Below are 25005 nucleotides of genomic sequence, written 5' to 3' on the forward strand. Positions count from 1 at the left end.
TTTCACTTCCAATGCTTGGGAAAAGCGTAAGTTGGGTGATTTAATAAAAAAGCAATTTAAAGGAAAAACTAAAGCTGAAATGAAAGGTAATCATTCGAATTATTTAAATACGGATTACTTAAACGGAGGACTTCCCCAAAAGGTATCAAGTTTTCCTGACGTCAATGAAGAAGATGTTTTAATATTATGGGATGGATCACAAGCAGGAAAAGTATATCATGGGTTCAAAGGATCATTGGGTACGACGCTAAAGGCATATAAACCAAAATATAGTGGTGATTTCTTGTTTCAATCCTTAATAAGGAATCAGATGAAAATATATGAACAGTATAGGACTCCTAACATCCCACATGTAATAAAAGATTTCACATCCAAATTTATTATTTATGGTCCACAGAAATAGAACAAGAAGAAATTGGTTTATTATTCAAAAAAATTGATGATCTACTTACTGTCAATCAGCATAAATTAGAACAGATAAAATTGCTGAAAAAGGCGTTACTACAGCAATTATTCCCTCAAAAAGATGAAATAAATCCTCAAATTAGATTTACTGATTTTCACGATGATTGGGAACCCCGTAAAATAGATTCAATTTTTAAAATAACTAGAGGACAAGTATTGTCTTCCAAAAAAATAAAATTAAAAAAAGATTTTACTTATAAGTATCCGGTTTATTCATCTCAAACAAAAAATGATGGGTTAATGGGATATTACAATGAATATTTATTTAAAAATGGAATAACATGGACAACAGATGGTGCTAATGCTGGAACTGTAAAATATAGACATGGAAAATTTTATAGTACTAATGTTAATGGTGTTTTATTAGAAAAATATTTAATCCCAAATAAAATGATTTCAGAATCATTAAATTTAATTGCTTATAAATTTGTTTCTAAGGTCGGTAATCCTAAACTTATGAACAATACAATGGCTAATATCAGAATAGATATTACGTTAAATTTAGAAGAACAAGAAAAAATCAGTAATATTTTTAATAAAATAGATGCAAGCATAAAGATAAATAAGAAAAAGATAAATAAAATTCAAAACTTTAAAAAATCACTTCTCCAAAATATGTTTATATAAAAGAAACCACCAAAATTCGTAAAAATTTTGGTGGTTTTTAACTAAACTAATTTTGACATCTGATACATAATTTTTTCACTATCTTTAGCTTCTAACTCGCGAATAACATGGATATAAGTTTCTTGGGTAGTGGTCATACTTGAATGCCCTAATCTTTGGGCTACTGTCGCAATTGAAACATCTCCAAATAACAGAAGTGAAGCATGAGTATGACGTAACCCGTGAACAGTAATCACTGGTATTTTTGCTTTTACGCATAATGTTTTTAAATAGTGATTTACCGTAGAATTGAATATTCGTTTTTCACGAACATCAAACAACATTAGATTTTCATCACCAGATTAAAAGTTCGATCCTAGATGCAGTTGATGAAGGGTTGATACCAATTAATCCAACTAGAAATGCTGTAATTAAGGGAAAAACTCCACGGAAAAAGAAAATTAAATTTTTAAATGAGGCAGAACTGCAAAAATTAATTCATCGATTAGATTTAGGCAATGAAATTAATTGGGATTGGTTTTTAATGTTAGTCCTTAAAACTGGCCTTCGGTTTTCTGAAGCTTTAGCGGTAACTCCCAACGATTTCGACTTTCAAAGTCAGATGCTTCGAGTTAATAAAACATGGGACTATAAATCATTTCATGGTAGTTTTCAAAAGACCAAAAATGAATCATCAGTACGTAGTATTCGAATTGATTGGCAATTAGCAATGCAATTATCACAACTGATTAAAGATTTACCAAAAGATAAGCCTATTTTTGTTACTGAAAAACGAATATTCAATTCTACGGTAAATCACTATTTAAAAACATTATGCGTAAAAGCAAAAATACCAGTGATTACTGTTCACGGGTTACGTCATACTCATGCTTCACTTCTGTTATTTGGAGATGTTTCAATTGCGACAGTAGCCCAAAGATTAGGGCATTCAAGTATGACCACTACCCAAGAAACTTATATCCATGTTATTCGCGAGTTAGAAGCTAAAGATAGTGAAAAAATTATGTATCAGATGTCAAAATTAGTTTAGTTAAAAACCACCAAAATTTTTACGAATTTTGGTGGTTTCTTTTATATAAACATATTTTGGAGAAGTGATTTTTTAAAGTTTTGAATTTTATTTATCTTTTTCTTATTTATCTTTATGCTTGCATCTATTTTATTAAAAATATTACTGATTTTTTCTTGTTCTTCTAAATTTAACGTAATATCTATTCTGATATTAGCCATTGTATTGTTCATAAGTTTAGGATTACCGACCTTAGAAACAAATTTATAAGCAATTAAATTTAATGATTCTGAAATCATTTTATTTGGGATTAAATATTTTTCTAATAAAACACCATTAACATTAGTACTATAAAATTTTCCATGTCTATATTTTACAGTTCCAGCATTAGCACCATCTGTTGTCCATGTTATTCCATTTTTAAATAAATATTCATTGTAATATCCCATTAACCCATCATTTTTTGTTTGAGATGAATAAACCGGATACTTATAAGTAAAATCTTTTTTTAATTTTATTTTTTTGGAAGACAATACTTGTCCTCTAGTTATTTTAAAAATTGAATCTATTTTACGGGGTTCCCAATCATCGTGAAAATCAGTAAATCTAATTTGAGGATTTATTTCATCTTTTTGAGGGAATAATTGCTGTAGTAACGCCTTTTTCAGCAATTTTATCTGTTCTAATTTATGCTGATTGACAGCAAGTAGGTTCATCAATTTTTTTTAAAAGTGTTCCTATTTTATCTTGCTCTTTCAATTTAGGAGCTCTTAATGATGAATTTTTCAAATTTTGAAATCCACTGTCTGCTATGATCATGTGGCATATAGTTAATATTTTGTATTATATAATATAAAAAGTGTAAATTATCATTTTGTGATTTTAAAGTTAACAATTTCATTGCTGAACTCTTTATTTTAAATGGAAATTCGATTAAATATGAACCTGTTGTAAAGTCATCAAATATTATTACAGGATCATCTGGACTAGCTTGTTTAATTCCAAAATTTTCATTTGAGTAACCCAAAATAAAGCTTTTTCCAGCTGTTAATACTGGTATTTTATATTGATCATCATAATTAGTACTTTTAACAATATATTTTGCTGGTTGTTCATATTTAATAACATCCTTTAATTTTCGCTTTTCCCAATCATCAGAAAAGCCTTTAAATCGGATCTCTGGAAACTTTTTCTCCGCCTTTTCCGCCATTATTTCAACACCTTCTTCAGTAATTCCAGTGTCTTTTGTGCTTCTGGAGTGGTGCCAACTAGGTCATCCATCATCGTTTTGATTTCACTAGTTAGTTCTTCTTCTTGTTGGTCTAGTTCGTGCATGTCATCAACGAGCTTTTGCACATCAACCGGTGGTTCTTCTTCAAAGGTATCTACGTAGCGGGGGATGTTGAGGTTATAGTCATTTTCTACAATTTCATCCATCGAAGCCACGTGGGCATACTTATCGACGTCTTTATGATCTAAATAAGTATTGATGATTTTATCGATATCTTGTTTACGTAACTTATTGCTGTTTTTGGCCTTTTCAAATCCCTTGGATGCATCAATAAAGAGTACGTCATCATTTTCCCGATTTTTCTCGAGAATTAAAATAACGGTTGGAATCCCCGTATTGGTAAAGATTTTTTCTGGTAAGCCAATTACTGCTGAAATATTATGATTCTTTAACAGGTTTTTCCGTATTTTCCCTTCAGCAGCACCCCGGAAAAGGACTCCGTGCGGTAACACGATTGCCATTCGTCCATCTTGTTTCAAATGATACAGGCAGTGCAGAAGGAAAGCATAATCAGCTTTTGATTTTGGGGCCACACCCATTTTAAAACGTGGATCGTTTTCCCGATCTTGGTTATCCCATCGGAGTGAGTAGGGTGGATTAGCCATTACCGCGTCAAACATTCGGGGAGCATCCACACCATCGACCACACCATCTGGCCAATCGCTATTTAAAGTATCAGCATTGCGTAGATGAATGTCGTTGTATTCCACTCCATGCATCATTAGGTTCATGCGGGCCAAGTTATAGGTGGTGGTGATTAATTCTTGACCATAGTATTTAATGGCGCCTTGTTTTCCGGCATTGTGCATGTAGTTTGCAGTTGTTAAAAGCAGGGAACCAGATCCCATTGCTGGATCGTATAGGCTGTAATTTTCAACGTCTTCACGCCCCGAGGTTAAAATTTGGGCCATGATTTCAGACACTTGGTGGGGCGTGTAGAATTCACCGGCTTTAGCACCAGAGTTCGCCGCAAACATTCCGATTAGATATTCATACAGATCACCGAGCACGTCGGAATCTTCGTCTAACTCGATTTCGCTCATCAAGTTAATCATGTCGGTAATGGTGGCAGTCCGAGCTTGCGTGTTGTTTCCAAGTCGGGTGGAAGTTAAATCCATATCATCAAAGATTCCAGCAAAGGCCGTCTTGGCTTTGGGAGCAATCCCTTGGTTGAAGTGAGCCATGGCATCAGACATCATCATGACGTTAAATTTATCTGTGTTAATAGCTTTTTGCCAGTCAGAAAATAAATCTCCGGGTTGAATCACATAACCGAGATTGTCTTGCATATATGCAGCTGCTTGTTGTTGATCTTGTTGCCAGATTTCAGCCCAACTAGTTCCTTGAGAAATGGATTGGACCCAATTCTGAGCTTTATCAGAGAGGTATTTGTAGAACATGATTCCGAAGATGTAGTTTTTGTATTCGGATGGTTCAATTTTTCCTCGTGTTTCATTTAAAGTTTTCCACACGAGGGCTTCTTTTTTTGCGCTTAAGGCCATTTATTTGACTCCTTCTCTATTGATTAGTTAATGTTAACTTTTAATTATAACAAAACTAATGCTTTAACACATCGTTAGTAAAAAGAAGCAAATAAAAAAGACCAGCGACATTAGTAGCTGATCTTGCTTAAGTTTAACTATTTAATCCTTCAAATACTTCGCATCTTCCTCCGGATCTTGCGACGTCAGAATTTTCGGTCCACCTTCCGTAATTGCCAGGGTATGTTCGTATTGAGCGGAGAGGGAACCGTCTTCGGTAACGTAGTAGGTCCAGTCGTCCTTGGCGTCGAAGCGATCCTTAATCTTCCAGGTTCCGAGTGTTACCATCGGTTCGATGGTAATCGTCATACCGGGACGGAGGCGTAAGCCACGGCCTTTTTCCCCGTAAGCGGGAACGGCTGGTTCTTCGTGAATCGTGGGTTGGATTCCGTGCCCAATCAGTTCGCGGACGTCGCCCATATGGTTTTCGTCTTCCACGTAGTGTTGGATGGCGTAACCAATGTCACCGAGCCGATTGCCGACCTGGGCTTGGGCAATTCCCTTGTAAAGGGCTTCCTTGGTCACGTCCATCAGTTTTTGCGCTTCTGGACTAATCTTACCGACCGCATAGGTCCAGCAGGAGTCACTTTCAAAGCCGTCCTTGTTCACACACATGTCGACCTTGACGATGTCTCCGGATTTCAACTTCAAGCCCTTACGGGGAATCCCGTGAGCCACTTCGTCGTTGATGGAGATACAAGTCCCAAACTTGTAGCCATCAAAGCCTTTTTCGGACGGCGTAGCGCCATGTTCCGTGATGTACTTATCGGCGAATTCTTCGATTTCCCAGGTGTCTAGCCCGGGTTTAATTAACTTTTGCAGGCCCTTATGTACGCCAGCTAAAACAGCGCCGGATTCGGCCATTTTTTTGATTTCACGATCTGATTTTAAGGTAATCAATGTTAGTTTCTCCTTTGGTGCTCATTCGATTGTGACAAAGGTCACTACATTTAATCATAGCACTAATTCCGTAGAAACGGCACCCCAGGCTATTGATGCTTCTGCTTCAGCGTGTTTTTAATCACCGGGAAGAGTCCTTTGATAAACCGTTTTTCGCGCTTCCAGCTGGTCAGGTAGCTGACGTAGTACTGCCCGGCAAAGAAGATGATGAGGCTGATGATAATCAGTAAGATGATGCCGATGGTTCCCAGTTCCATTTTTTCGTTAAGTAATTCGTAAGTAGAACAAACCCCGTTTAAAAAGCCGGCGTAGGCGACGAAGTACCAGGCCAGCCCTTTATTGTAGAAACTGTAGAAGCTCTTAAAGTCCTCCTTGTTGTTGACGAGGTCCTTGATCTGAGCCCGCCCCGCTGTCTTTTTTAAGCGGTGAAAGATTAGTGGGGGAATGATCCATTCTAGTAAGCTGATGGGTTTGGGTTTGTGACCCTTAACTTGATATTTAGCAAATAATGAATTGGACTCCATTAGCTCCATCCGTCCTTGATACATCGGAAAGATAAACAGCAGCCAATCTCCGACAAAGCCTAAAAATCCAATGATAATTTCCATGAATGTGCCTCCTTAAATTAGTTCCCTTGCTATTAAATACCTAATTGTCCTAAATTACAATTGCCTGCCGGTGAACGTGGCAGGAATCCGGTTTGCTATGGTATCATAGGAAGTAATGTTTCCAGTAGAATTAAAATAAAAAGGTGATTTTTTGAATAAAAAACGATTTAATAAATGGGACCTGATTGTCCTGATTATTGGAGTTTCGGCAGCCGTCTTTGGCTTCTTTTACATGAACTATAATAACGGGCAAAGCACGGGGGGTAAGATGCACAAACCGATGCAGTCCCCGATTATCTTTGTTTCTGACCAGAACCGGACGTCTGCTGCTGCCCAACACCTGGTAACAACGGCCAGTCGTTCCGGTGGCTCCGTCGCCATGCACATTGATGTGTTGGCCAACGGAGACATTCAGTACAATAAAAACGGGAACGTGAAGGCTAAACAGCCGATTATCGAAGTCAACTTCAGCGACCGGACGAAAACCACGCACGAACAGGCCAAGTCATTAAACAAGATTCTCCGGCATTTAAACCACAAGTATGATTACGAACAGTACGATGCAATTGGATTTGGGTCCGGGAGTTTAACGGTCTTTACCAACGCCACTCGTTATGGCGCTGCTAAAAACGGGATGCGGTTGCAACACTTCATCTCAGTTGCCGGTCCGTACCAAGGGGTGAAACTCAACGTTCCACCACTGAAGCAGGGACAGGCTGGGAATCAAAACCAGACTCCCGTAAACCGGCAAAACGGGGTGCGGAATAATAACCAGCGTCCTAATGACCCGCAGCATCCGGTGCAACCAACCCCGGAAATGATGCAGCGGCAACAAATCTTGGACCGGCAACAAGCCATTAACGACCGGCATCCAAGCTATGCTGAATTAAAACGGTTGTCGAAGAAGTTAGACCCGCACACGCAGGTATTAAACATCTACGGGGTAGTTGACAATAAAAGTAATTCTGACGGACTCGTGCCGGCTTCATCAGCCACAGCGTTGAAGAACCTAGTTCCGTCTAAAAACTACGAATCCCTGCGGCTCACTGGTCCCATGGCGGAACACAGTCAGATTATTGATAATCAGATTTCAGAACGAATCATCAACCGCTTCTTATTTAACGAATAGTAACTAAAAAAGCTCTGACAATTGCTGTCAGAGCTTTTTGTTTACCAAATTTGGACTCGTTTGGCTGGTTCGAGGTACATCCCGTCACCAGGTTGCACGTTAAAGGTCATGTAGAAGTCATCAAGGTTCTTGACTTGGACCGTAGCTCGTAATGGACCAGGAGCGTGCACGTCGACCGTGAGGAGCAGGTTTTGGTACTCAGGCGTTGCTTTCATCCGCCAGATCCGCGCCCAGTTCGTAAAGAACTCGTAGAGATCGGCGTCTGCTTCTTCCTTCGTAGCGGCTTCCGCACAGCTTAAGCCACCGGCATCGGCGATGTTTTCAGAAACGGTCAGCTTCCCGTTTACTTTCCCACCGGCGTACGGAAGACCGTCGAATTCAGCAATCATCTGTTGGGCCAATTCTTCAAAGTGTTCGTGGTCGGCTTTCGTCCACCAGTTATTCATGTTTCCAAATTCATCAAAGAGGGAACCGTTGTTATCAAAAGCGTGCGAGATTTCGTGTGCGATGACGGATCCAATCCCCCCGTAGTTAGCACTTGCCGATTGATCCAGGCTATAGAATGGCGCCTGCAGAATGGCAGCGGGGAAGACGATGATGTTTTTGAACGGGTGGTAGTAGGCGTTCACGGTGTTGGCGCTCATTTCCCACTTTTCCCGTTCGACCGGTTGGTTCCACTTGGAGAAGGTTTCTTTGGTTTCTAAGTAGTCAAAGTGGAGCAGGTTCGGTAATAAGCCGGCTGCTTCGTCAACGTGGAACTGTTGGTAAATCGGATCGAGTTGTTCGGGGTAACCCACTTGAATTCCTAAACTCTTGAGCTTCTTGATGGCCATCTGCTTGGTATCGTCACCCAACCACTCGTTGTTTGCGAGGCGTTGTTCGTAGATCTCAATCATCTTTTCGACCATATGGTGGACGTCAGCCTTCGCCTTGGGACCAAAGTACTTCTTCCCATAGTAGTCACCCACGACGTGTTTAAAGGTCCCAGAGGCCAAGTAAAAGGCGGCTTTTTCGGGTTTAGCGGCTTCCTTCTTTCCCGAGAGGGCCCGGCTAAATTGACCACCGACCTGACGGAATTCTTCCGAGAGGGAGCCGGCGAGGCCGTTCACCGTTTTAACCAGCATCCAGGCCTTGAACTTCGCAAAGTTATCCGGGGTCAGCAGGTCGTTCAGATGCTTAAAGAATTCGGGTTCCGTCACGATGATTTTTTCTGGAACGGCTCCGACCAGACCTTTGACCGCTTGTTTGAGGTCCAGCGCGTTCGTTGAAGCGGCTAATTCATCCGTGGTGTAGGGATTGTAGGTCTTGCTAATGTCCGCGGCTTCTTCGGCCGATTTTACGTGGGGCGCGATTTGGGCGTCAAAGTCCTTCGCGTCCGCGACCAGTTTTTGCGCTTGGTTAGCTGAGTAGCCAGCCAGCGTTAAGAGCTGTTCACTCATCTTGGTGAAGATTGGCATTAACTGGTCGTAGGCCGGGTTATCGTCTTCGTAGTAGGTTTTGTCCGGTAAAAAGAGACTGGGACTGCCGGCAAAGAGGGCGTTGACCTGCGCGTTTTTCATGTCCGCGTCAATGTCAAAGTCTAACGGAGCGGGGAACCCATTTAAAATCCAGTCGGCTAGACGGTTGTTCAGGTCCGCGTAGTCCGTGAGCTTTTCAATTTGATCTAGGCGAAGTTGTAAGGGTGTAGCTCCATCCTGGTCCCGGCGCTTGAAGTCCATTGCTAATTGATAAAACTTCACGTATTCCTGGAGTTCGGGGGTGTTCGCTGGCAAGTTTCCTTCCGCTAATGCAGCGGAATCGTGCATTAAGGTTTTTTCAATGCCATCGACGAGGTCCATGAAACCACCCACGGAGGAGTGGTCCCCCGGAATGGTCGCCTGTTTGACCCAGGCGCCGTTCACGGCCGCGTAGAGATCGTCTTTGATTTCCGCTTGGTTAACGGGAAAATCAGCTTGTGCCATAAAAAGTCCTTCTTTCTTTAGGTAGGTTATGGGCTATCTTATCAAAAAACGGCGGTTAAGGACAACTTAACCACCGTTTTTCGGATTTATTTACTTTTTCAAGTCTTCGATCGAGTTAATGTTCTTCATGTACTTCGGAACGGCTAAGCCGACCTTGGCACCGGGACAGTTAACTCCCACGACTTCAACCTGGTTCTTGAACTTCTGGTATAACGGACCAGAAGTAACGGGAAGCCAAGCCGCCGTCGTGACGTCTGCCGAACCTCGCGCAATCGAAGCCCATTCTGGTTGAGCTTCCATCGCGGAGATGGTGACCTTGTAACCCTTATCGCGCAGGATTTGGGCCGTTACGTTGGTTGAGGCAATCGCGTCATCCCAAGTAACGTACGTCATTCGAACTTGTTTACCGTGTCCATCTGGCACGCCTTCAGTCCATTTAGCGACTTCCTTCGGATGGTCCTTAATGAACTTCTTGGCGGTCTTTTGTGGATCCGCACCCTTAAAGTTGGCGTACATGACGTCACCCATCATGTTGGAATTCCATTTGAACTGTTGGAAGAACTTATAGGCACCTGGGTTATCCTTTTGGAAGCCCTTACGAGCCACCGTGTTAATCTGTTCGGATTTTCCGTAGACTCCCTTGGGATCCTTCAAGAACTTAATCGGGTATTTTTTAAACATCCAGTGCGGTTGCCAGGCGGTCACCACAATGGGTTGTTTGTACTTAATTGACTTTTCCAGTTGGCTACACATCGCAGCGGTGGAACTGGTTTGTAATTGCCAGTTTTGTTGCTTTAAACCGTAAGCAGGGATGGCCTTTTGCGTCGAAGCCATGATTCCGGCTCCGGCATCGATCCCAGTGATGGTTTCATGAACCTGGGGACCAACCGGTTTGTTGGCATCATACTTCTTCGGTGTAACGCTGCAGGCCGAGAGCATGATGGTTAAGCAACTCACTCCGATGAAGCCGAGGAAGAGTTTTAACTTTTTGTTTTTCATCTAACCGCTCCCTTCCTTATTTGTTGTGGGATTGGTTGCTACCACTAACCCCTTCGGATAAGCGGTCCAGGATAATTGCGAGAATAACGATGGCAATTCCGGCAGCAAAACCAGCCCCAGCATCGTTGCGACCAACGGCAAAGTAAACCAGTGAACCAAGTCCGAGCGTCCCAATCATGGAAGCAATCACTACCATGGAGAGGGCTAACATCATTCCTTGGTTAATTCCTGAAATGATGGTGGTCCGGGCTAATGGTAATTCCACCTTGAACAGTTTTTGCCATGGGGTACAACCAAAGGAAACCGCTGCTTCTTCAAGGTCAGCGGGAACTTGTTGGATCCCGAGGCAGGTCGTGCTAACGATTGGTGGTAACGAGAAGATCACAGAGGCAACCACTCCGGGTACCATTCCAATTCCGAATAAGGCCACAGCTGGGATCAAGTACACGAAGGCAGGCATGGTTTGCATGAAGGACAGGATGGGACGCACGATGACGTTCACCGTGTGGCTCTTAGCCATCCAGATTCCCAGTGGCACCCCAATGACGATGATAATTAAACTGGTTGCTAACACCAACGTCAACGTTTGGGTCATTTCGTGCCAGTAACCTTGGTTCCAGATTAAGCCGAGTCCTAGTGCTTCAAAAATCATGAAGCCCCAGTGCTTGGTTTTTCTAAGGATAAACCAGGTTAACAGTAAAATTAAAATGATAAAGAGCCATGCCGGAAAGAGGTCTAAGACCCATTGGATGGCATCTAAAATTGCACCAATTCCTGCGGTTAAGGCGTTAAAGAAGCCGGCAAACCCGGTTAACCAAGTTACAAACGCGTTAATCCACTTGGCGAGGGGAATGGCAGGAATTCCGCTTAAAATTGTCAGAAAACTACTCATGATCAGCGCCTCCTTCGTCATCAGTATCAGAGCCAGACATTGCTTCTAGAATAGTACTCCGGAGGATGATTCCTTCGAGGCGCCCATCCTTATCAACCACTGCGTATGGCAGTGGGGACTTCGAAATCTTGTCGAATAGTTCCGCGATCGGTGTGTCAGGACTAGTCTTTGGCAGGCCGGCGTTTACGATCTGCTTCATGTCCCGTTGATTATTTTCAATCAGTTTAATCACGTCATCGGCATCAACCAGACCAACTAAGCGTTGTTGATCATCCACAGCAAAGATACTGGAGATGTGATCTTCTTTCATGCGCCGCAGAGCCAGTTTTGGTCCATCCTTTTCGATGTTGATGGTGTTCGGGTGGATCATGACGTTTCCGGCCGTTAAAATCTTTGAACGGTCCACGTTTTGAATGAACTTCTTGACGTAGTCGTTCTTTGGATGAGTTAACAGGTCTTCTGGAGTGTCGATTTGTACCACGTCCCCGTCGTGCATCATCAAAATTCGATCCCCAATCCGCAGTGCTTCGTTTAAATCGTGGCTAATGAAGATGATGGTCTTGTGCAACTTGTGTTGCAGGTCAATCAGTTCGTCTTGCATGTCGCGTCGGTTTAACGGGTCCAAAGCAGAGAATGCTTCGTCCATGAGTAAGATATCAGGATCATTAGTGATGGCCCGGGCTAATCCCACCCGTTGCTGCATCCCACCGGATAGTTCGCTGGGCAGTTGGTTATCGTAACCCTTCAAGCCGACCATTTCTAGGGATTCGTGGGCTTTCTTTTCTCGTTCTTCCTTGTCAATTCCTTGGACTTCTAAACCAAAGGCAGCATTTTCTAACACCGTCCGGTCGGGTAAGAGGGCAAAGCCTTGAAAGACCATACTCATTTTCTTCCGTCGCAGTTCCAGCAAGCCCTTTTTGTCGAGTTGCATGATGTTTTCACCATCAACGTAGATGGTACCGAGCGTTGGTTCGATGAGTCGGTTGAACATCCGGAGCATCGTTGACTTTCCAGAACCAGAAAGTCCCATGATCACAAAAATTTCATTGTCATTAATGGTGAAATTAGCGTTATCCACCCCGACGGTACTGCCGGTTTTGGCGAGAATTTCCGCCTTGCTTTTTCCTTCAGATAAAAGCTCTTGTGCTTTATTGATGTGCGGACCAAATATTTTGGTTAAATGATCCACTTTGATCTTTTCTCGATTTTCTGTCACAGAACTTCTCCTTTCGTATCTAGGGCAAAATTTAAATAAAAATAAACAACCCCTCTATCTAACATAACAAGTTCTTGTTTGGCTTGTCAAATAAAGACCGGTTCAAAACGGCGAGATAGGGGGATTTTATTAGCATTTTACGGATGAAATTAGTTCATAATGAGCAGAAAATTCGGATTTTTGGAAAGGCTTACATGGTCTTTACATGAAGTAATCCAGCATAATTCCGACGAAGTAGTGAATGAACATCGTCAAGATTCCGACAATCACATTTCGGATGATGGCAATTTTGACCAAGCCGTTTCCGAGTTTGGCACTCAAAAATCCAGTTAAAGCCACGGCAATGATGACGGCGATAATTGTTCCTTCCCACTTGATTGGTCCGGGCAGGAGGGTCATGGCCAGTAACGGCAGGGTTCCCCCAGCCGCGGCCGAAATTAAGGAAGAAAAGGCCGCGGACCAGGGACTCATGTACTGCCCGATTTTTAGGTCATATTTGACAGAAACTAGGGTCTGCAGTGGATTCTTTTTCAATAGGTCATCAGCAATTTCGGTGGCCGTAGCGGTTGAAATGCCCCGCCCTTGGTAATAATCAATCACATCCTGGCGTTCGCCAGCATAATCAGTTTCTAAGAGGCGTTTTTCTTCCGCTACAGCCGATACTTCCGTATCCCGTTGGGAACTAACCGAGGCGTATTCACCTCCAGCCATTGAAAAGGCACAGGCTAATAGGTCGGATAATCCGGCAATGAAGATGGTAAAGGGATTGGTGGTGGCAACTCCGACTGAGAACAAGACGCCGACAACGGTTAAAATCCCGTCGTTGGAACCTAACACCCCGGCCCGTAAATTATTGAGTTTTTCATCCATTGATTGTTTTTGTTTGGTTTTCTTTTTCATGATTGAAAACTCCCTTCTAATCCACTAATCCCACGAGGGCCCCGATCAGGTAGGTGACGGACATCGTCACGACTCCCGAGATTACGTTTCGGAGTACGGCTTTAAATCGGTTTGCCTTACTCAAAATTGCGGCGAGGTAACCAGTGATGGCAAGGGCGATAATCACAGCTACGAAAGTCGTCATGATGTGCCAGTTGGCGGGCCCGACGAAGATGGAAATCAACGGAAGGAGTGAGCCCAGCGGGAAGGAAATCAGGGAAGCAATTGCCGCCGCGTAGGGACTGGTAAACTTACTCGGGTCAAAGGCGTAACGTTCCCGAACCACGGTCGTCAGGGCGTCGTCGTTCATCATTTCACTAGTGGCTTTGTGCGCGAGGGCTTGATTCATGCCCGTTTGTCGATATTTATTTTCGACGTAATTGAACTGGGCCTGATAGTCATTGTCCAGCGCCATTTTAACGGTGGCAATTGCCTGCCGTTCGGAATCTTTTTGACTGTTCACTGACACGTATTCTCCCATCGACATGGAAACCGTTCCGGCCAACATCCCGGCTAATCCAGAAATCAGGATGGCCCAATTACTGGTTGATGCTCCAGCGACCCCGAGCACGATGCCGGCGATGGATAGAATACCGTCGTTAGCTCCCATCACGCTAGCCCGGAGGACGTTAATCTTTTGGGCGAGTGAAAATTTTTTCTTTTGCTTTTCCATATATACTTCAATCCTTTATAAAGTTTATAATTTTATAACAAATATATTTTAACTCGTTTGGCTGGATTAGTAAAGGGTTAAATTAAAAAGCCTTGCGCAGCAATGCGCAAGGCTTTTTCGGACGGTGCTTATAGAATTCTTCTGTTAGTGGGGTATAAGACCAGGTTTAACTTATGATCCTGGTATTGACCTAGGTAAACTTGTTTTAAGGTGACGTGTTGTTCGTTTAGTAGTTGGTCGATGTCTTCTGGAGCTAAGTTGAAACGTTTCATAGCCGGTAAATCGACCTGACCGTCGGTAATCAACGGATAGTTTTGGGACTCGTCATCGTCAAAGGTAGTGATGGTTAACTGGCCGTTTTGTTCCAGTGTGGCATTTTTGACGTTACTGAAATCGTTGACCCCGTTACTTCGGAGTTTAAAAGATAACTCGTTGGCGTTAATCCCATTCTTGAGGGCCCGCTTGACGTTCACCTTTCCGTTGTCAATCAGGACTTGTGGCGACCCGTTGATAATGGTATCCAATATATTACTCTGACTGGTTAGATACTTAATCGCAAAGACGATGATTGACCAGATCAACAGGATGGCCACGAACTGGAGCACGGTAATCTGGGAATTATAGATGACTCCTCCGATAATTCCCCCCAAAATATAGTTTTGGAGCTGGTCGAGGGCGTTCGATGGGGCTAGGTTTCCTTTCCCGGATAGGTTAATCTGTAGAACAATCATGATTAATCCGACGATGAACTTGAGGGCCACCGAGCCGTAGTCAATCCCGTTGCTACTATTGTTGCCCCAGAACTTAAACTCACCCTTATCAACGTACTTGGGTTTGTTCACCAACTTGGTTTCTTGAATACTGTAGTTGGTTTTGTCGTTGTTCATGTGGACTAGGTAGAAGTGCTTGCCTAGTTTAATGGTCATTCCATCACTTAAAACATTGCTACTGGAATAGACCTGGTTGATTGGCACGTGTTTCTGTTTTGCTAGTGTTTTTAAAACTTGAACAGTTTGTCCGGTCTGACTATCGCTGCTTCGTTGGTTATTAAAGCGGCTGACCTGCAGGACAATCACCAAGGCGCCCACAAGTGAAACCAGAATAAAGAGGTTTCGGAAGCGGAAGTCATTTTGGTTCCGGTAGTAAAAGTAACCGGTGATTACCATGATGGCGGCCACGAAGACGATTAAGCCGATGTAAAAGTAGTTGACAGCACTGAAATTGTTAATCAGGTACTGGTAAGAATAAAGATTCAAAACGTTCACCCCTGCAATTAAATTTAATTCAATTATACTGATACTTTAAACTAATTGTGGGGTAAAAAAAAGCCCATTGCGAATTGCAACGGACAAATTAATTATTTTTGTTCTGCTTTTTCTTTAGCTTGACATTCGGAACAAATTCCGTGAATTTCCACGTTTGTAACCTTTGGATCAAAGCCTTTTTCCTTCGCTAAGTCCATGAAGTGTTCGTTAATCTTGTCAAACTCCGGATCATCAATGTCGATAATCTTGTTGCACCGGTCGCAGGTTGCGTGCAGGTGCGGGTGATCAAAGAAGTCGTACCGGTAACCACCATCGGAACTCGGCATTTCAATGATGAGGTTTAACTTCTTGAATAAACGGAGGTTGTTGTAAACCGTAGCCATGCTAAGGTTCGGGAACGTCTTTTCCAAGATGTGGAAAATCGTTTCGACGGACGGATGGTCATCCGTTTCAATCATGTATTTCAAAATAATTTGTCGTTGGGGCGTAATGCGAACGTTGTTCTCCTTTAAACGTTCCATTGCCTGATCATAACGCTTGTCTGTCATTTTAATGACACCTCTTTCTGAAAAATAAAATGGAAAACCACGAAACTTAATTATATCATAGTTTTTTACTAGACCAGATTTCAAGTAATAACATTTATAAATCGTTCGGTGTTTGCCAAAAATGTTGTAGTTGTTGCCGTAACTCATCCTGATTGTGGACAAGATGGACGGTCCGCCAATCTGCCGGGAACCACTGGCGGTAACGCGGTTCCGTAAACCGGCGGTCTAATAGTAAAATCACTCCTCGATCCTGGACACTCCGAATGACCCGGCCGGCAGCCTGAAACACATGATTTAAACCCGGAAGCTGGTAGGCAAAGGCGAAACCTTGCCCGTTTTGCTGGTCAAAATAATCACGAATCAAGTCGGTTTCGGAGTTTAGTCCCGGTAGCCCGACGCCAACGATGGCAGTCCCAATCAGCCGGTCACCGACTAAATCGATGCCTTCCGAAAAGATTCCGCCTAATAGGGCAAAACCGAGGACGGGGTTCGTTTTCGGTCGTTGAAAGGCCGCTAAAAATTGATCGCGGTCAGCCGGAGTCATGTTTGGAGTTTGTTTTTGGACCGCTTGCTCTGGAAATCGGTCGCGATAAGCCTGATAAATCTGGTCCAGATATGCGTTGGAGGGGGCAAAAACTAAATAGTTGCCGCGTTTACTCGTGACTAAGTTGTGAATACTGGCGACAATTGCTGCTAAACTATTGGTTCTTTGATTATAAGTTGTATTAATGTAAGTTGCAATCAATATAGTTTGGGAATTAGAAGAAAATGGAGATGGCAGCTGATATTTTAAGCCATCCGGTTCGTTTCCTAAGACCCGTTGATAATATGGTAGAGGTGATAACGTGGCCGAAAAGAGAACGGATCCGCGCCCTAGTTCGAGTTGTTCTTTAATGAACGGACTGGCATCCATGCAGAAGAGGCGGACGGTGATTTTCCCATCCTGCAGTATCACGCGGAAGCGAAAATTAGTCCCAAAGAGTTCGTTAATCTTGCTGTAGGTTAAGCAGGCAAAGAAAAACAGCCGAACGGCTTCGACTTTCGGACCGGTCGGCTGTTTGGCCAACCACTGTCGGATTCGCTCGCTGAGTTTACCGACGGCTTGGGTGAACGATTCGTCTGAATCGGCTAAATCCAGTTCGGTTTGGTGCGGTGGCAATTCATCCTGGAGCCGCTGAAACTGCTGTGACATGGCTTGCAGGCGTTTTCGCAGGGATCGGTTGGCCATGTTGCGTGGTAAGTCATTCAGGAGGGCTTCACAGTCCACTTGGCTTAAGCTGGTTGAGTACATTTCCCGAGCCCGGTCTACTAGGTTATGCGCCTCGTCAACTAAAAAGAAGTTCGCCCGATTTTCCACCGCAAAGAAGCGTTGGAGGTGAACTACCGGATCAAACAAGTAGTTGTAGTCGCCGATGATGACATCGCAAAACAAGCTGACGTCTAAGGAAAATTCAAACGGATCCAGGGTATACTGCCGGGCGTAGCTTTGAATGAGGTCCTTTGAGAGGTGCCGTCCTTCCGTGAGGATTGCTTTGAGGGCGGGTTTTAAACGGTCGTAGTAGCCCTGAAAGTAGGGATTATTCTCTGGTTCGACGTCAACTTCTTCCGGAAACTGAATCTGGTCCTTCGCCGTCAGGGTAATGCTTTGAATCCGTAAGCCACGCTCGCGGAGTTGCGCCAAGGCCGCTTCCGCGACCCGGCGCGTGCTTTGCTTGGCCGTGAAGTAAAAGACCCGCTCGACCCGGTCAGTGGCGAAGGCCTTGACCGCTGGAAAGAGGGTCGAGATCGTTTTTCCGGTTCCGGTGGGTGCTTCTAATAAAAGATGTTTCCCCAGGACGGCCGATTTATAGACAACCGCGGCAAGTTCACGCTGCCCTTTGCGATATGTAGGGAAGGGAAAGGTCACCTGAGCTGCCGTTTGGACCCGGTCGCGAGCTAAACTTTCCTGTAGGGCAAGCCAGTCTTCATATTCAGTGATGACTTGCTCAAAGAAGGCCAAAGCTGCCGTTCGTGTAATTGTTTGGTGTTCCGTGGTTTGGACCTCGTCGGGAGTTTGGACATAGGTCAGCGTGAGCCTAACCTGGTCGATATTTGGCTGCTCCCGCATTAACAAGGCCGCGTAGAGTTTCACTTGGCCCCAGTATAGGATGAGCTGATTTTCGGGTAAGAAATCCCACTCGACGTCCGAGGTTTTGATCTCTTCGATTTCAACCTGATCATCCTGCATGATTAATCCGTCGGCCCGGCCGTGAATCAATACCGGTCGCCCGTTGAGTTCGACTTCCGTTTGCAGGGGAGCTTCTGCTTGGTAAGTTTTACCCCGATGGTGTTGAAGGCGTTTGTGAATCCGGGTACCGGCCTGGGGCGTGTTAAAACTACTCAAGGAACTATTTAAATCACCACTACGGAGAATAAACCCGACTAGTTCTCGTACCCCAATTTTTCGCACCGTTACCTCCCGTTTGCAAAGAAAAAAGCAACCACCGCTCGGGGTGGATTGCTCGCTGTTACTTTTGCTTTATTCCTTAATCCAGCGATTCAACTGGTCCTGGTGGCGACCAAGATACCGGACCGCTTCGTTGATTAAGTCCTGTTTTTCGGCGTTACCGTCTTCTGGTTCGATGTGGTAATAGTTACAAATGAATCCCTGCGCGATGTTTTCGTAGCGTTCCTTGCGACCGTAGCCACCATCGTTAAAGAGTCCGTCTAAACCAGTGACATCGTCTTTGGCAGCCTGGTAGAGCTGCGCAGCTAGATTGCTATCCTTGGCCAAAACCGACTTGGCGTAGGTTATCAGAAATTCGTTCATGTCAGTCACGATTTTTTCTCGTTCCTGCCGTTCTAGTTTCTTTTTCGACATTTAAAAATCACCTCAGCCCTCATTATAAAACAAAAATAGTTCTAAACATACCGTTAAAACTTACTAGCAACTAAGTTTTGCTAATTCTTAATCTTTCGAACCCCGGTCAGACGCTGTTAGTTTGGGGGGTAGATGTGATAAGATTGGGACTGACGATAGTAAATAGGAGTTCGAATTATGAAGAAAATTTTAGCCATCCACACGGGGGGCACGATTTCGATGTCCCTAGATGATCAGGGCAGTGTGGTCCAAAATGAAAAAAATCCCATCGACAATAATGCCGGCTTGGGATTGGATGACATTGAAGTGGAAAATGACGAGTTATTGAATTTGCCATCACCGCAGATGACACCGGCCACGATGTTACAGGTTAAAAATCGGATTCAGCAAGCAATTTCCGACGGGATTGATGGGGTCGTGGTGACCCACGGGACCGATACCTTGGAAGAAACGGCTTATTTTCTAGATTTAACCCTGCCGAACACGATTCCCGTGGTCGTAACGGGAGCGATGCGATCTTCCAACGAAATTGGGGCCGACGGGGTGTTTAACTTTAAGAGCGCGATTCAGGTGGCGGCTTCCGATGCGGCCCGCAACAAGGGCGTCCTGGTGGTCTTTAACACCGGGATTTATTCAGCGCGGTACGTGACCAAGACTCATACGACCAGCGTGGATACTTTTAAGGACCCAATTTATGGAACCCTGGGAACGGTTGATCACGATCAGGTGATTTTTGCGCAACAATTAATTGGCAGTGAGTATACTGAAATTAACCACGTGGTAGGCGGCGTGTACATGGTGAAGGCCTACGCGGGCATGACCGGGACCATCTTTGAAGCAATTCAGGCAGCCCAGCCGACGGGCGTCGTGATTGAAGCAATGGGAGCGGGAAATCTCCCGAAGGCCACTTTGCCAGCGGTGCAAAGTTTACTGGACGCTGGCATTCCAGTGGTGTTAGTTTCGCGGTGCTTTAGCGGATATGCCCAACCAATTTATGCCTACACCGGGGGTGGGATTGAGCTGCAGTCCATGGGACTGGTTTTTTGCGAACAACTCAACGGACCGAAAGCCCGAATTAAACTAATCGTTGGATTAAGCTGTGGAAAAAGCGGTTATGCTTTACAGGAGTACATGTCCAACGCGCTTTCGTAACAACGAGGTGAGATGATGGATAATTATCAAACAGAAGAAATTGAAAAGACCCTGCGGCTAGCCAAACAGCAGCAGACCCTGGTCAACGTGTTACAAAATAGTTCCTCGATTTTTTATACCGGTCGGGTGATTGCGATGGATGACGAAGGAACCATTTTAACCACCTACACCGAAAATGGGTTGACCAACGGGTTAGTGTATTTGACCTATCCAGACATTTTTGACGTCGACTTTGATAGCGACGATTTGGTGCGGATGGAGGCCCGGATTCAAACGGCCCAGCAGTTACACCTGTTTGGCACCCAGGCTAGCAGTATGAAGGTCAACGACCGGGTTGATTTATTGACCCAGGTGCTAGGCAATGCTTACGTGTACGGTCAGGCACTGTTGTTAATTAAGCAAAATGGCCAGATGCTCGAGGGCTTCATCCAAATGCTGGATGATGAACAACTGACGGTGTTGAGCTTCGACAAGTTTGATAACAGCCGGATTGAGTCCGTGCGCTTAAACAAAACTGCCATTCGGTCGGTCGAATTTTTAGGCCAGGAATTACAGCTACTGTCGCGTTCCAGAGCACAGTTGCAAGCGCCGCATCGGGAACCGGTCGTGGAAACGGGGGCCTTACCGATCTTCGCCAGCTTACACCGGGCCGCTGAAACCGGGCACCGGTTACTGTTAGTGCCGAAGGTTAATCCAGATCTCTTCTTCATCGGTCAGGTAAAGGCAGTTAACGCCGAAGTTGCCATCTTAGCCGTCGTTGATATGAACGGCCAGTTTGGGGGTTATGAGTTAATTCGTTTGAAGGAGATCAAGAAGTTGCAGTTAAAGAGTGACTACCTTCGTTTGATTAATCATTTAGTTTCGTTAAACCTCGCCCAAGGGACCTACCGGCAGCCGATTTTAAACGACGACCGCAGCTTTGATCGGACCGTGGACTTAATCTACACGACGGTGCGGCAGGCGGTCTATTTCCGGCGCTTCTTGCGCTTTAAGACCGAAAAAGGGAAGGCTTACCTCGGGATACCGTACCAATTGGAGGGCGGTAAGGTCACGTTCCGGTACTTAAATCGAGATGACCCGACCCGGACGAAGCGGAAAACGCTTGAACTTGGTAAGATTGATGAATTAGCGTTTGGCTATTTAGATGCCGAACTAACCCAACGCCGTGTTCGTGGAGACCACTAAAAAAGTCAGCTGCCTGAGTTAATTCAGGTAGCTGACTTTTTTAGTTCGCTTAGAATTCTTGATACGTGGCGGGATCCTGGTCATGGGTGCGACCATCAAGTTTGGTTAAGCCGTTGATGGTGTCCATGTCTGCCGGGGTGATTGAAAAGTCAAACACTTGCAGGTTATTTAGCTGGTTCCGGTCGCTAGACGACTTCGGAATCGGAAGCGTGTTTAATTGGATTTCCCACCGCAGGATTAACTGAACGACGTCCTTGCTATATTTGCGCGCTAGTTCAATCAAGATCGGGTCGTTGAGCATGGTGCTGGCCCGTCCCAATGGACTCCAATCTTCAGTAAGAATGCCGTGTTGATCGTCATACTGACGCTGTTTTAACTGGTTGAAGTACGGATGCAATTCAATTTGGTTGAGTTGGGGCAATACTCCAGTTTCGCGTTTCAAGCGGTCTAAATGGTCTGGCAGGAAGTTGCAGACTCCGATGGCCCGGACTAGCCCAAACCTTTGGGCGTCAATCAGAGCTTGCCAAGCTTCCACGTAGTGATCATCCTTCGGGTTCGGCCAGTGCAGTAAGTACAGGTCGAAATAATCTAACTGACTGCGGTAGAGTGATTCCTGAATGGTCTGAATCGCATCGTCATAGTGATAGTAACGTCCTGGTAACTTCGAGGTTACCAGCAAGTCGGAGCGACTGACGTCTGCGTCGCGGATGCCTCGGCCGAGTGCTCCTTCGTTTTCGTAGTTGTAAGCACTATCAAGCAGACGGTAGCCGTTGTTAATGGCTGCTGTGATGGAACGAGCACCGGCAGCGCCCTTTAGTTTGTAGGTTCCAAAGCCGATTTTCGGTAGTTGCATGCCGTTGGCTAACTGATAATATTCCACGATGAGGACTCCTTTGCTAATTATTCATTACGATTTACGGGGCTATCCTAACACATTTTTGGCCGTTAGCTTCTGATTCACGATTGTAACGAATCCAGATTGAGCTGTAATAACCGGGTGATTTCTTGGACCAGGGCAGTCTGATCCGGTTCGGTTTGGCTGGTAACGAGGTCGTTAATCAGTCCATCAATTCCGTGGCAGATGAAACGAACCGCGGCACTCGGGGGTAACTCTAGTTTTTCGATAAACTGTTCGTAGGTAAAGTCAAACAATTTTTGGCGGAATTGGTAGGGACCCTGATCAGCAAACAAGAGGCGGAAGAACCGCCGATGCTCCCAGAAGAAAGCGACCCAAATCGCGGTCTTTTTCGCCACGTCATGGGGATCGGTGACGTTGGTGCAGGTAATTCGCAGTTCGTCTAAATAGTCGGTTAGAAAATCATCCATTAATGCGTACTTATCGGCGTAGTGACTGTAAAACGTTTTGCGGCCAATGTCAGCCTGGTCACAAATTTGCGTGACGCTAATTTGCTCTAAACTACTGGTGCTTTGCAAGAGGTGTTCAAGACTGGCGTGAATCGCCTGTTTGGTTTTGCGCACACGGCGGTCAGTTTGATTCATGTTCATACCCACTTTCTTCAATCTGTTTCTTAAGTAACAAAAGACCGAGTTTGACCCTTGCCGGTTGGTCTTTTCAAAGATATGATACACTTGTTACCTAACATACGCAAAGGCAAGAAAGGAAGCAATGACAATGAAAACAATTTTAGTGACGGGTGCTAGTTCCGGAATGGGATATCGAATCGCGCACAACTTGGCAGCGGCGGGCTACCAGGTCTTTGGAGCAGCGCGCCACGTGGATCGGATGGAACCGTTAAAGACGGTCGGGGTGATTCCGCTGCAACTAGACGTGACGGATGAGGCCTCCCGGACGGCAGCTGTGCACCAGTTAATCCAACGGGCACATCGGATTGACGCGGTCGTGAATGCAGCTGGATACGGGTCGTTTGGAGCCCAGGAAACGGTAACCGATGCGGAAGCCAAGCAACAGTTTGAGGTAAACGTGTTCGGATTGATGGCATTGACGCGACTTGTTCTGCCGTACATGCGCAAGCAACAGTCTGGCCGTATCATCAACATTTCGTCGATGGCGGGGCGATTTAGTAGCCCGATGGCCGGCTGGTACTTTGCATCTAAACATGCCTTAGAAACGCTGAGCGATTCGTTACGAATGGAAGTCCGTCGCTTTGGGATTAAGGTCATTTTGATTGAACCTGGCGTGGTGAAGAGTCGCTGGGAAGCGATTGCGATGCAACACCTACAACAATCAGCAGCGGGTACGGCATACGAAGCGCAAGCCCGGGCCATGCAACGCAATATGGATCACACCTATGCTTCTAAACACGCTTCTCATCCCGAATTAATTGCGCGGACGGTCCAAAAGGCGTTAGAATCAAAGCATCCTCGTGCTCGGTATCTAATTGGGTACCTAGCCAAGCCAACCGTCTGGGGCACCCAGTTCTTACCAACGGCGCTCAAGGATTGGTTAATCCCGAAGTTTATGTAAGGAGTGTTAATTATGAAAATTCCGACCCAGATGAAAGCTTTCCGCTTTAACCGTTACGGCGATCCGGCTGAAAACCAACGCATTCCCGTACCGGAAATCGGTGCGGATGAAGTACTGGTATACATTCACAATGCGGGGCTAAATCCGGTGGATTATAAGGTGCAAGCGGGAAAGATGAAAATGATTTTCCCGTTCCACTTACCATTGACGATGGGCAATGAGTTTGCCGGAGAGATCGCGCAAGTCGGCAGTAACGTGCAGGATTTTCAGGTAGGTGATCAGGTGTATGGTCGTCCGGATAACCAACATACCGGAACGTTAGCCGACTACATTGCGCTTGATAAAAATGAGACTGCCCGTTTTCCCGCGGAGCTAGACTTTCAATCGGCCAGTGGAGTCCCATTAACCGGATTGACAAGCTACCAAGCCCTGGTGGAACTTGGTCACATCCAGCCCGGGCAAAAGGTTTTCATTCAAGCTGGAGCTGGGGGAATTGGGACGATGGCGATTCAAATTGCGAAGGCCTTGGGCGCCTACGTTACCACCACAGCTAGTCCCCAGCAGACCGCTTTGGTGCGGTCGTTAGGAGCTGATCAGGTGATTAACTATCACGAAACTTATTTTGCCGATGTGCTGTTTCACTATGACCTGGTCTTTGATACTTTAGGTGGTCAATATCTCAAGGATAGCTTTAAGATTTTAAAGCCGGGGGGCCATCTGGTAACTATCAACGGGTTACCGACCTATGAATTTGGGCAGCAGCATCACTTAGGGATGGCGAAGTCCCTGTTGTTCGCGGCTGCGAGTGCGCCGTTGCAACGCCTAGCGAAAAAGTATCACGTGCACTATGATTTCTTGATTATGCATCCCAGCGGCGCCCAACTGCAAATCTTGAGTCAAATGATTGCGAACGAAAAGCTACTTCCTATCATTGACCAGATTTATGACTTTGGCGAAGCGCAAGCTGCCTATGATTATTTAGAAAGTGGGCACGCGCACGGCAAGGTAATTGTGAACGTGAACCATTAATACAAAAAAGCCGATTCAATTCTGAATCGACTTTTTTGTTTACTTATTGTGAATTAAAAAGGATTGAATTAACTTTTGCTCATCGGGAGTGGGTTGGGACCACATGCTTTTAATGTCGTGGTACCGTTCCACCGTCATGTGCAAAGCCACGGCCATTTGGTTATCATCCAGGTTATGTTTTTCTTCGTACTTGATTATTTCGGTTGCGAGTTGACTGAATTCTTCGTCAATGTATGCCATTGAGAAACCTCCTTGCTAGTTTGTGATTAG

25 protein-coding genes and 2 pseudogenes are annotated in these 25005 nt (G+C 45.0%); 8 read left to right on the forward strand and 19 right to left on the reverse strand.

Going from position 1 to position 25005, the window contains the following annotated elements; translation table 11 throughout:
- Nucleotides 1-31: 31 nt before the first annotated feature.
- Both M3M38_RS05490 and M3M38_RS05495 read left to right on the forward strand, forming a co-directional pair.
- The gene (locus tag M3M38_RS05490) at nt 32-403 is read left to right on the forward strand and encodes a restriction endonuclease subunit S domain-containing protein (protein ID WP_252813842.1); all 372 of its coding nucleotides are present in this window, start codon (nt 32-34) and stop codon (nt 401-403) included.
- 80 nt (nt 404-483) lie between these two features.
- On the forward strand, nt 484-1092 hold the full coding sequence (locus M3M38_RS05495) for a restriction endonuclease subunit S (protein WP_252813843.1): 609 nt from the start codon (nt 484-486) through the stop codon (nt 1090-1092).
- Between the two features lie 41 nt (nt 1093-1133).
- Here M3M38_RS05495 and M3M38_RS05500 read toward each other — a convergent pair.
- Nucleotides 1134-1394 (reverse strand): annotated as a pseudogene (locus tag M3M38_RS05500) (tyrosine-type recombinase/integrase); the annotation flags it as partial.
- A gap of 2 nt (nt 1395-1396) precedes the next feature.
- Between M3M38_RS05500 and M3M38_RS05505 the strand changes: the two are divergent.
- Nucleotides 1397-2122: pseudogene (locus M3M38_RS05505) on the forward strand (tyrosine-type recombinase/integrase); the annotation flags it as partial.
- A gap of 41 nt (nt 2123-2163) precedes the next feature.
- On the opposite strand, the gene M3M38_RS05510 reads toward M3M38_RS05505, so the two are convergent.
- From M3M38_RS05510 to M3M38_RS05530, 5 genes are all read right to left on the reverse strand, one after another.
- The gene (locus M3M38_RS05510) at nt 2164-2817 is read right to left on the reverse strand and encodes a restriction endonuclease subunit S (protein WP_252814876.1); all 654 of its coding nucleotides are present in this window, start codon (nt 2815-2817) and stop codon (nt 2164-2166) included.
- Between the two features lie 44 nt (nt 2818-2861).
- Complete coding sequence (locus M3M38_RS05515) at nt 2862-3311, reverse strand: restriction endonuclease subunit S (protein ID WP_252813844.1); 450 nt, start codon at nt 3309-3311, stop codon at nt 2862-2864.
- A complete protein-coding gene (locus M3M38_RS05520) occupies nt 3311-4894 on the reverse strand; it encodes a type I restriction-modification system subunit M (protein ID WP_252813845.1) in 1584 nt (527 codons plus the stop codon). Before M3M38_RS05520 ends, M3M38_RS05515 begins: the two co-directional genes overlap by 1 nt.
- Before the next feature lie 141 nt (nt 4895-5035).
- Nucleotides 5036-5833, reverse strand: coding sequence for a type I methionyl aminopeptidase (map, locus tag M3M38_RS05525; protein WP_252813846.1), 798 nt, complete (start codon nt 5831-5833; stop codon nt 5036-5038).
- Nucleotides 5834-5922: 89 nt separating this feature from the next.
- Nucleotides 5923-6441, reverse strand: coding sequence for a hypothetical protein (locus tag M3M38_RS05530; RefSeq protein ID WP_252813847.1), 519 nt, complete (start codon nt 6439-6441; stop codon nt 5923-5925).
- Nucleotides 6442-6592: 151 nt separating this feature from the next.
- On the opposite strand from M3M38_RS05530, the gene M3M38_RS05535 reads away from it, so the two are divergent.
- Nucleotides 6593-7570, forward strand: a complete 978-nt coding sequence (locus M3M38_RS05535; protein ID WP_252813848.1) for an alpha/beta hydrolase — start codon at nt 6593-6595, stop codon at nt 7568-7570.
- A gap of 41 nt (nt 7571-7611) precedes the next feature.
- Here the strand turns inward: M3M38_RS05535 and M3M38_RS05540 are convergent, their stop codons facing one another.
- The 10 genes from M3M38_RS05540 to M3M38_RS05585 form a co-directional block, all read right to left on the reverse strand.
- Nucleotides 7612-9531, reverse strand: a complete 1920-nt coding sequence (locus tag M3M38_RS05540; RefSeq protein WP_252813849.1) for a M13 family metallopeptidase — start codon at nt 9529-9531, stop codon at nt 7612-7614.
- Between the two features lie 90 nt (nt 9532-9621).
- Nucleotides 9622-10470, reverse strand: a complete 849-nt coding sequence (locus M3M38_RS05545) for a glycine betaine ABC transporter substrate-binding protein (protein ID WP_252767510.1) — start codon at nt 10468-10470, stop codon at nt 9622-9624.
- A 76-nt stretch (nt 10471-10546) separates the two neighbouring features.
- Nucleotides 10547-11422: an ABC transporter permease gene (locus M3M38_RS05550; RefSeq protein WP_252766756.1), complete on the reverse strand. Its 876-nt coding sequence runs from the start codon at nt 11420-11422 to the stop codon at nt 10547-10549.
- Entirely contained in the window at nt 11415-12638 is a 1224-nt protein-coding gene (locus M3M38_RS05555) for a quaternary amine ABC transporter ATP-binding protein (protein ID WP_252813850.1), read from the reverse strand. Before M3M38_RS05555 ends, M3M38_RS05550 begins: the two co-directional genes overlap by 8 nt.
- Nucleotides 12639-12839: 201 nt before the next feature.
- Entirely contained in the window at nt 12840-13538 is a 699-nt protein-coding gene (locus M3M38_RS05560; protein WP_252766759.1) for a VIT1/CCC1 transporter family protein, read from the reverse strand.
- Between the two features lie 16 nt (nt 13539-13554).
- Complete coding sequence (locus tag M3M38_RS05565) at nt 13555-14250, reverse strand: VIT1/CCC1 transporter family protein (protein WP_252813851.1); 696 nt, start codon at nt 14248-14250, stop codon at nt 13555-13557.
- A gap of 128 nt (nt 14251-14378) precedes the next feature.
- Complete coding sequence (locus M3M38_RS05570) at nt 14379-15506, reverse strand: DUF3290 family protein (protein ID WP_252813852.1); 1128 nt, start codon at nt 15504-15506, stop codon at nt 14379-14381.
- 101 nt (nt 15507-15607) lie between these two features.
- The gene (locus tag M3M38_RS05575) at nt 15608-16063 is read right to left on the reverse strand and encodes a Fur family transcriptional regulator (RefSeq protein WP_252766763.1); all 456 of its coding nucleotides are present in this window, start codon (nt 16061-16063) and stop codon (nt 15608-15610) included.
- Between the two features lie 94 nt (nt 16064-16157).
- Nucleotides 16158-18512, reverse strand: coding sequence for a helicase C-terminal domain-containing protein (locus M3M38_RS05580; RefSeq protein WP_252813853.1), 2355 nt, complete (start codon nt 18510-18512; stop codon nt 16158-16160).
- 69 nt (nt 18513-18581) lie between these two features.
- A complete protein-coding gene (locus M3M38_RS05585; RefSeq protein WP_252766765.1) occupies nt 18582-18923 on the reverse strand; it encodes a hypothetical protein in 342 nt (113 codons plus the stop codon).
- A gap of 177 nt (nt 18924-19100) precedes the next feature.
- Between M3M38_RS05585 and M3M38_RS05590 the strand changes: the two genes are divergently transcribed.
- The gene (locus M3M38_RS05590; protein WP_252813854.1) at nt 19101-20075 is read left to right on the forward strand and encodes an asparaginase; all 975 of its coding nucleotides are present in this window, start codon (nt 19101-19103) and stop codon (nt 20073-20075) included.
- A gap of 15 nt (nt 20076-20090) precedes the next feature.
- Nucleotides 20091-21260 carry a hypothetical protein gene (locus M3M38_RS05595; protein ID WP_252813855.1) on the forward strand — a complete coding sequence of 390 codons (1170 nt, stop codon included), beginning with the start codon at nt 20091-20093 and terminating at the stop codon, nt 21258-21260.
- A gap of 49 nt (nt 21261-21309) precedes the next feature.
- Here M3M38_RS05595 and M3M38_RS05600 read toward each other — a convergent pair whose 3' ends face one another.
- On the reverse strand, nt 21310-22140 hold the full coding sequence (locus M3M38_RS05600; protein WP_252766770.1) for an aldo/keto reductase: 831 nt from the start codon (nt 22138-22140) through the stop codon (nt 21310-21312).
- A gap of 77 nt (nt 22141-22217) precedes the next feature.
- A complete protein-coding gene (locus tag M3M38_RS05605) occupies nt 22218-22760 on the reverse strand; it encodes a TetR/AcrR family transcriptional regulator (protein ID WP_252766772.1) in 543 nt (180 codons plus the stop codon).
- A gap of 133 nt (nt 22761-22893) precedes the next feature.
- Between M3M38_RS05605 and M3M38_RS05610 the strand changes: the two genes are divergently transcribed.
- Both M3M38_RS05610 and M3M38_RS05615 read left to right on the forward strand, forming a co-directional pair.
- A complete protein-coding gene (locus M3M38_RS05610; protein ID WP_252813856.1) occupies nt 22894-23706 on the forward strand; it encodes an oxidoreductase in 813 nt (270 codons plus the stop codon).
- A 12-nt stretch (nt 23707-23718) separates the two neighbouring features.
- Nucleotides 23719-24735, forward strand: a complete 1017-nt coding sequence (locus M3M38_RS05615) for an NADP-dependent oxidoreductase (protein WP_252813857.1) — start codon at nt 23719-23721, stop codon at nt 24733-24735.
- 39 nt (nt 24736-24774) lie between these two features.
- Here the strand turns inward: M3M38_RS05615 and M3M38_RS05620 are convergent, their stop codons facing one another.
- Nucleotides 24775-24975 carry an LBP_cg2779 family protein gene (locus M3M38_RS05620; RefSeq protein ID WP_252766775.1) on the reverse strand — a complete coding sequence of 67 codons (201 nt, stop codon included), beginning with the start codon at nt 24973-24975 and terminating at the stop codon, nt 24775-24777.
- Nucleotides 24976-25005: the final 30 nt, after the last annotated feature.

It is taken from the genome of Fructilactobacillus cliffordii, from assembly GCF_024029355.1.
GTDB classification, from domain to species: domain Bacteria; phylum Bacillota; class Bacilli; order Lactobacillales; family Lactobacillaceae; genus Fructilactobacillus; species Fructilactobacillus cliffordii.

What these genes read in the sequence shown, in the direction of transcription:
- M3M38_RS05510 (WP_252814876.1), bottom strand. Translation starts at nt 2,817, where the DNA reads ATGAACCTACTTGCTGTCAATCAGCATAAATTAGAACAGATAAAATTG.
- M3M38_RS05515 (WP_252813844.1), bottom strand. Translation starts at nt 3,311, where the DNA reads ATGGCGGAAAAGGCGGAGAAAAAGTTTCCAGAGATCCGATTTAAAGGC.
- M3M38_RS05520 (WP_252813845.1), bottom strand. Translation starts at nt 4,894, where the DNA reads ATGGCCTTAAGCGCAAAAAAAGAAGCCCTCGTGTGGAAAACTTTAAAT.
- M3M38_RS05530 (WP_252813847.1), bottom strand. Translation starts at nt 6,441, where the DNA reads ATGGAAATTATCATTGGATTTTTAGGCTTTGTCGGAGATTGGCTGCTG.
- M3M38_RS05540 (WP_252813849.1), bottom strand. Translation starts at nt 9,531, where the DNA reads ATGGCACAAGCTGATTTTCCCGTTAACCAAGCGGAAATCAAAGACGAT.
- M3M38_RS05545 (WP_252767510.1), bottom strand. Translation starts at nt 10,470, where the DNA reads ATGCTCTCGGCCTGCAGCGTTACACCGAAGAAGTATGATGCCAACAAA.
- M3M38_RS05550 (WP_252766756.1), bottom strand. Translation starts at nt 11,422, where the DNA reads ATGAGTAGTTTTCTGACAATTTTAAGCGGAATTCCTGCCATTCCCCTC.
- M3M38_RS05560 (WP_252766759.1), bottom strand. Translation starts at nt 13,538, where the DNA reads ATGAAAAAGAAAACCAAACAAAAACAATCAATGGATGAAAAACTCAAT.
- M3M38_RS05565 (WP_252813851.1), bottom strand. Translation starts at nt 14,250, where the DNA reads ATGGAAAAGCAAAAGAAAAAATTTTCACTCGCCCAAAAGATTAACGTC.
- M3M38_RS05575 (WP_252766763.1), bottom strand. Translation starts at nt 16,063, where the DNA reads ATGACAGACAAGCGTTATGATCAGGCAATGGAACGTTTAAAGGAGAAC.
- M3M38_RS05585 (WP_252766765.1), bottom strand. Translation starts at nt 18,923, where the DNA reads ATGTCGAAAAAGAAACTAGAACGGCAGGAACGAGAAAAAATCGTGACT.
- M3M38_RS05590 (WP_252813854.1), top strand. Translation starts at nt 19,101, where the DNA reads ATGAAGAAAATTTTAGCCATCCACACGGGGGGCACGATTTCGATGTCC.
- M3M38_RS05595 (WP_252813855.1), top strand. Translation starts at nt 20,091, where the DNA reads ATGGATAATTATCAAACAGAAGAAATTGAAAAGACCCTGCGGCTAGCC.
- M3M38_RS05605 (WP_252766772.1), bottom strand. Translation starts at nt 22,760, where the DNA reads ATGAATCAAACTGACCGCCGTGTGCGCAAAACCAAACAGGCGATTCAC.
- M3M38_RS05610 (WP_252813856.1), top strand. Translation starts at nt 22,894, where the DNA reads ATGAAAACAATTTTAGTGACGGGTGCTAGTTCCGGAATGGGATATCGA.
- M3M38_RS05615 (WP_252813857.1), top strand. Translation starts at nt 23,719, where the DNA reads ATGAAAATTCCGACCCAGATGAAAGCTTTCCGCTTTAACCGTTACGGC.
- M3M38_RS05620 (WP_252766775.1), bottom strand. Translation starts at nt 24,975, where the DNA reads ATGGCATACATTGACGAAGAATTCAGTCAACTCGCAACCGAAATAATC.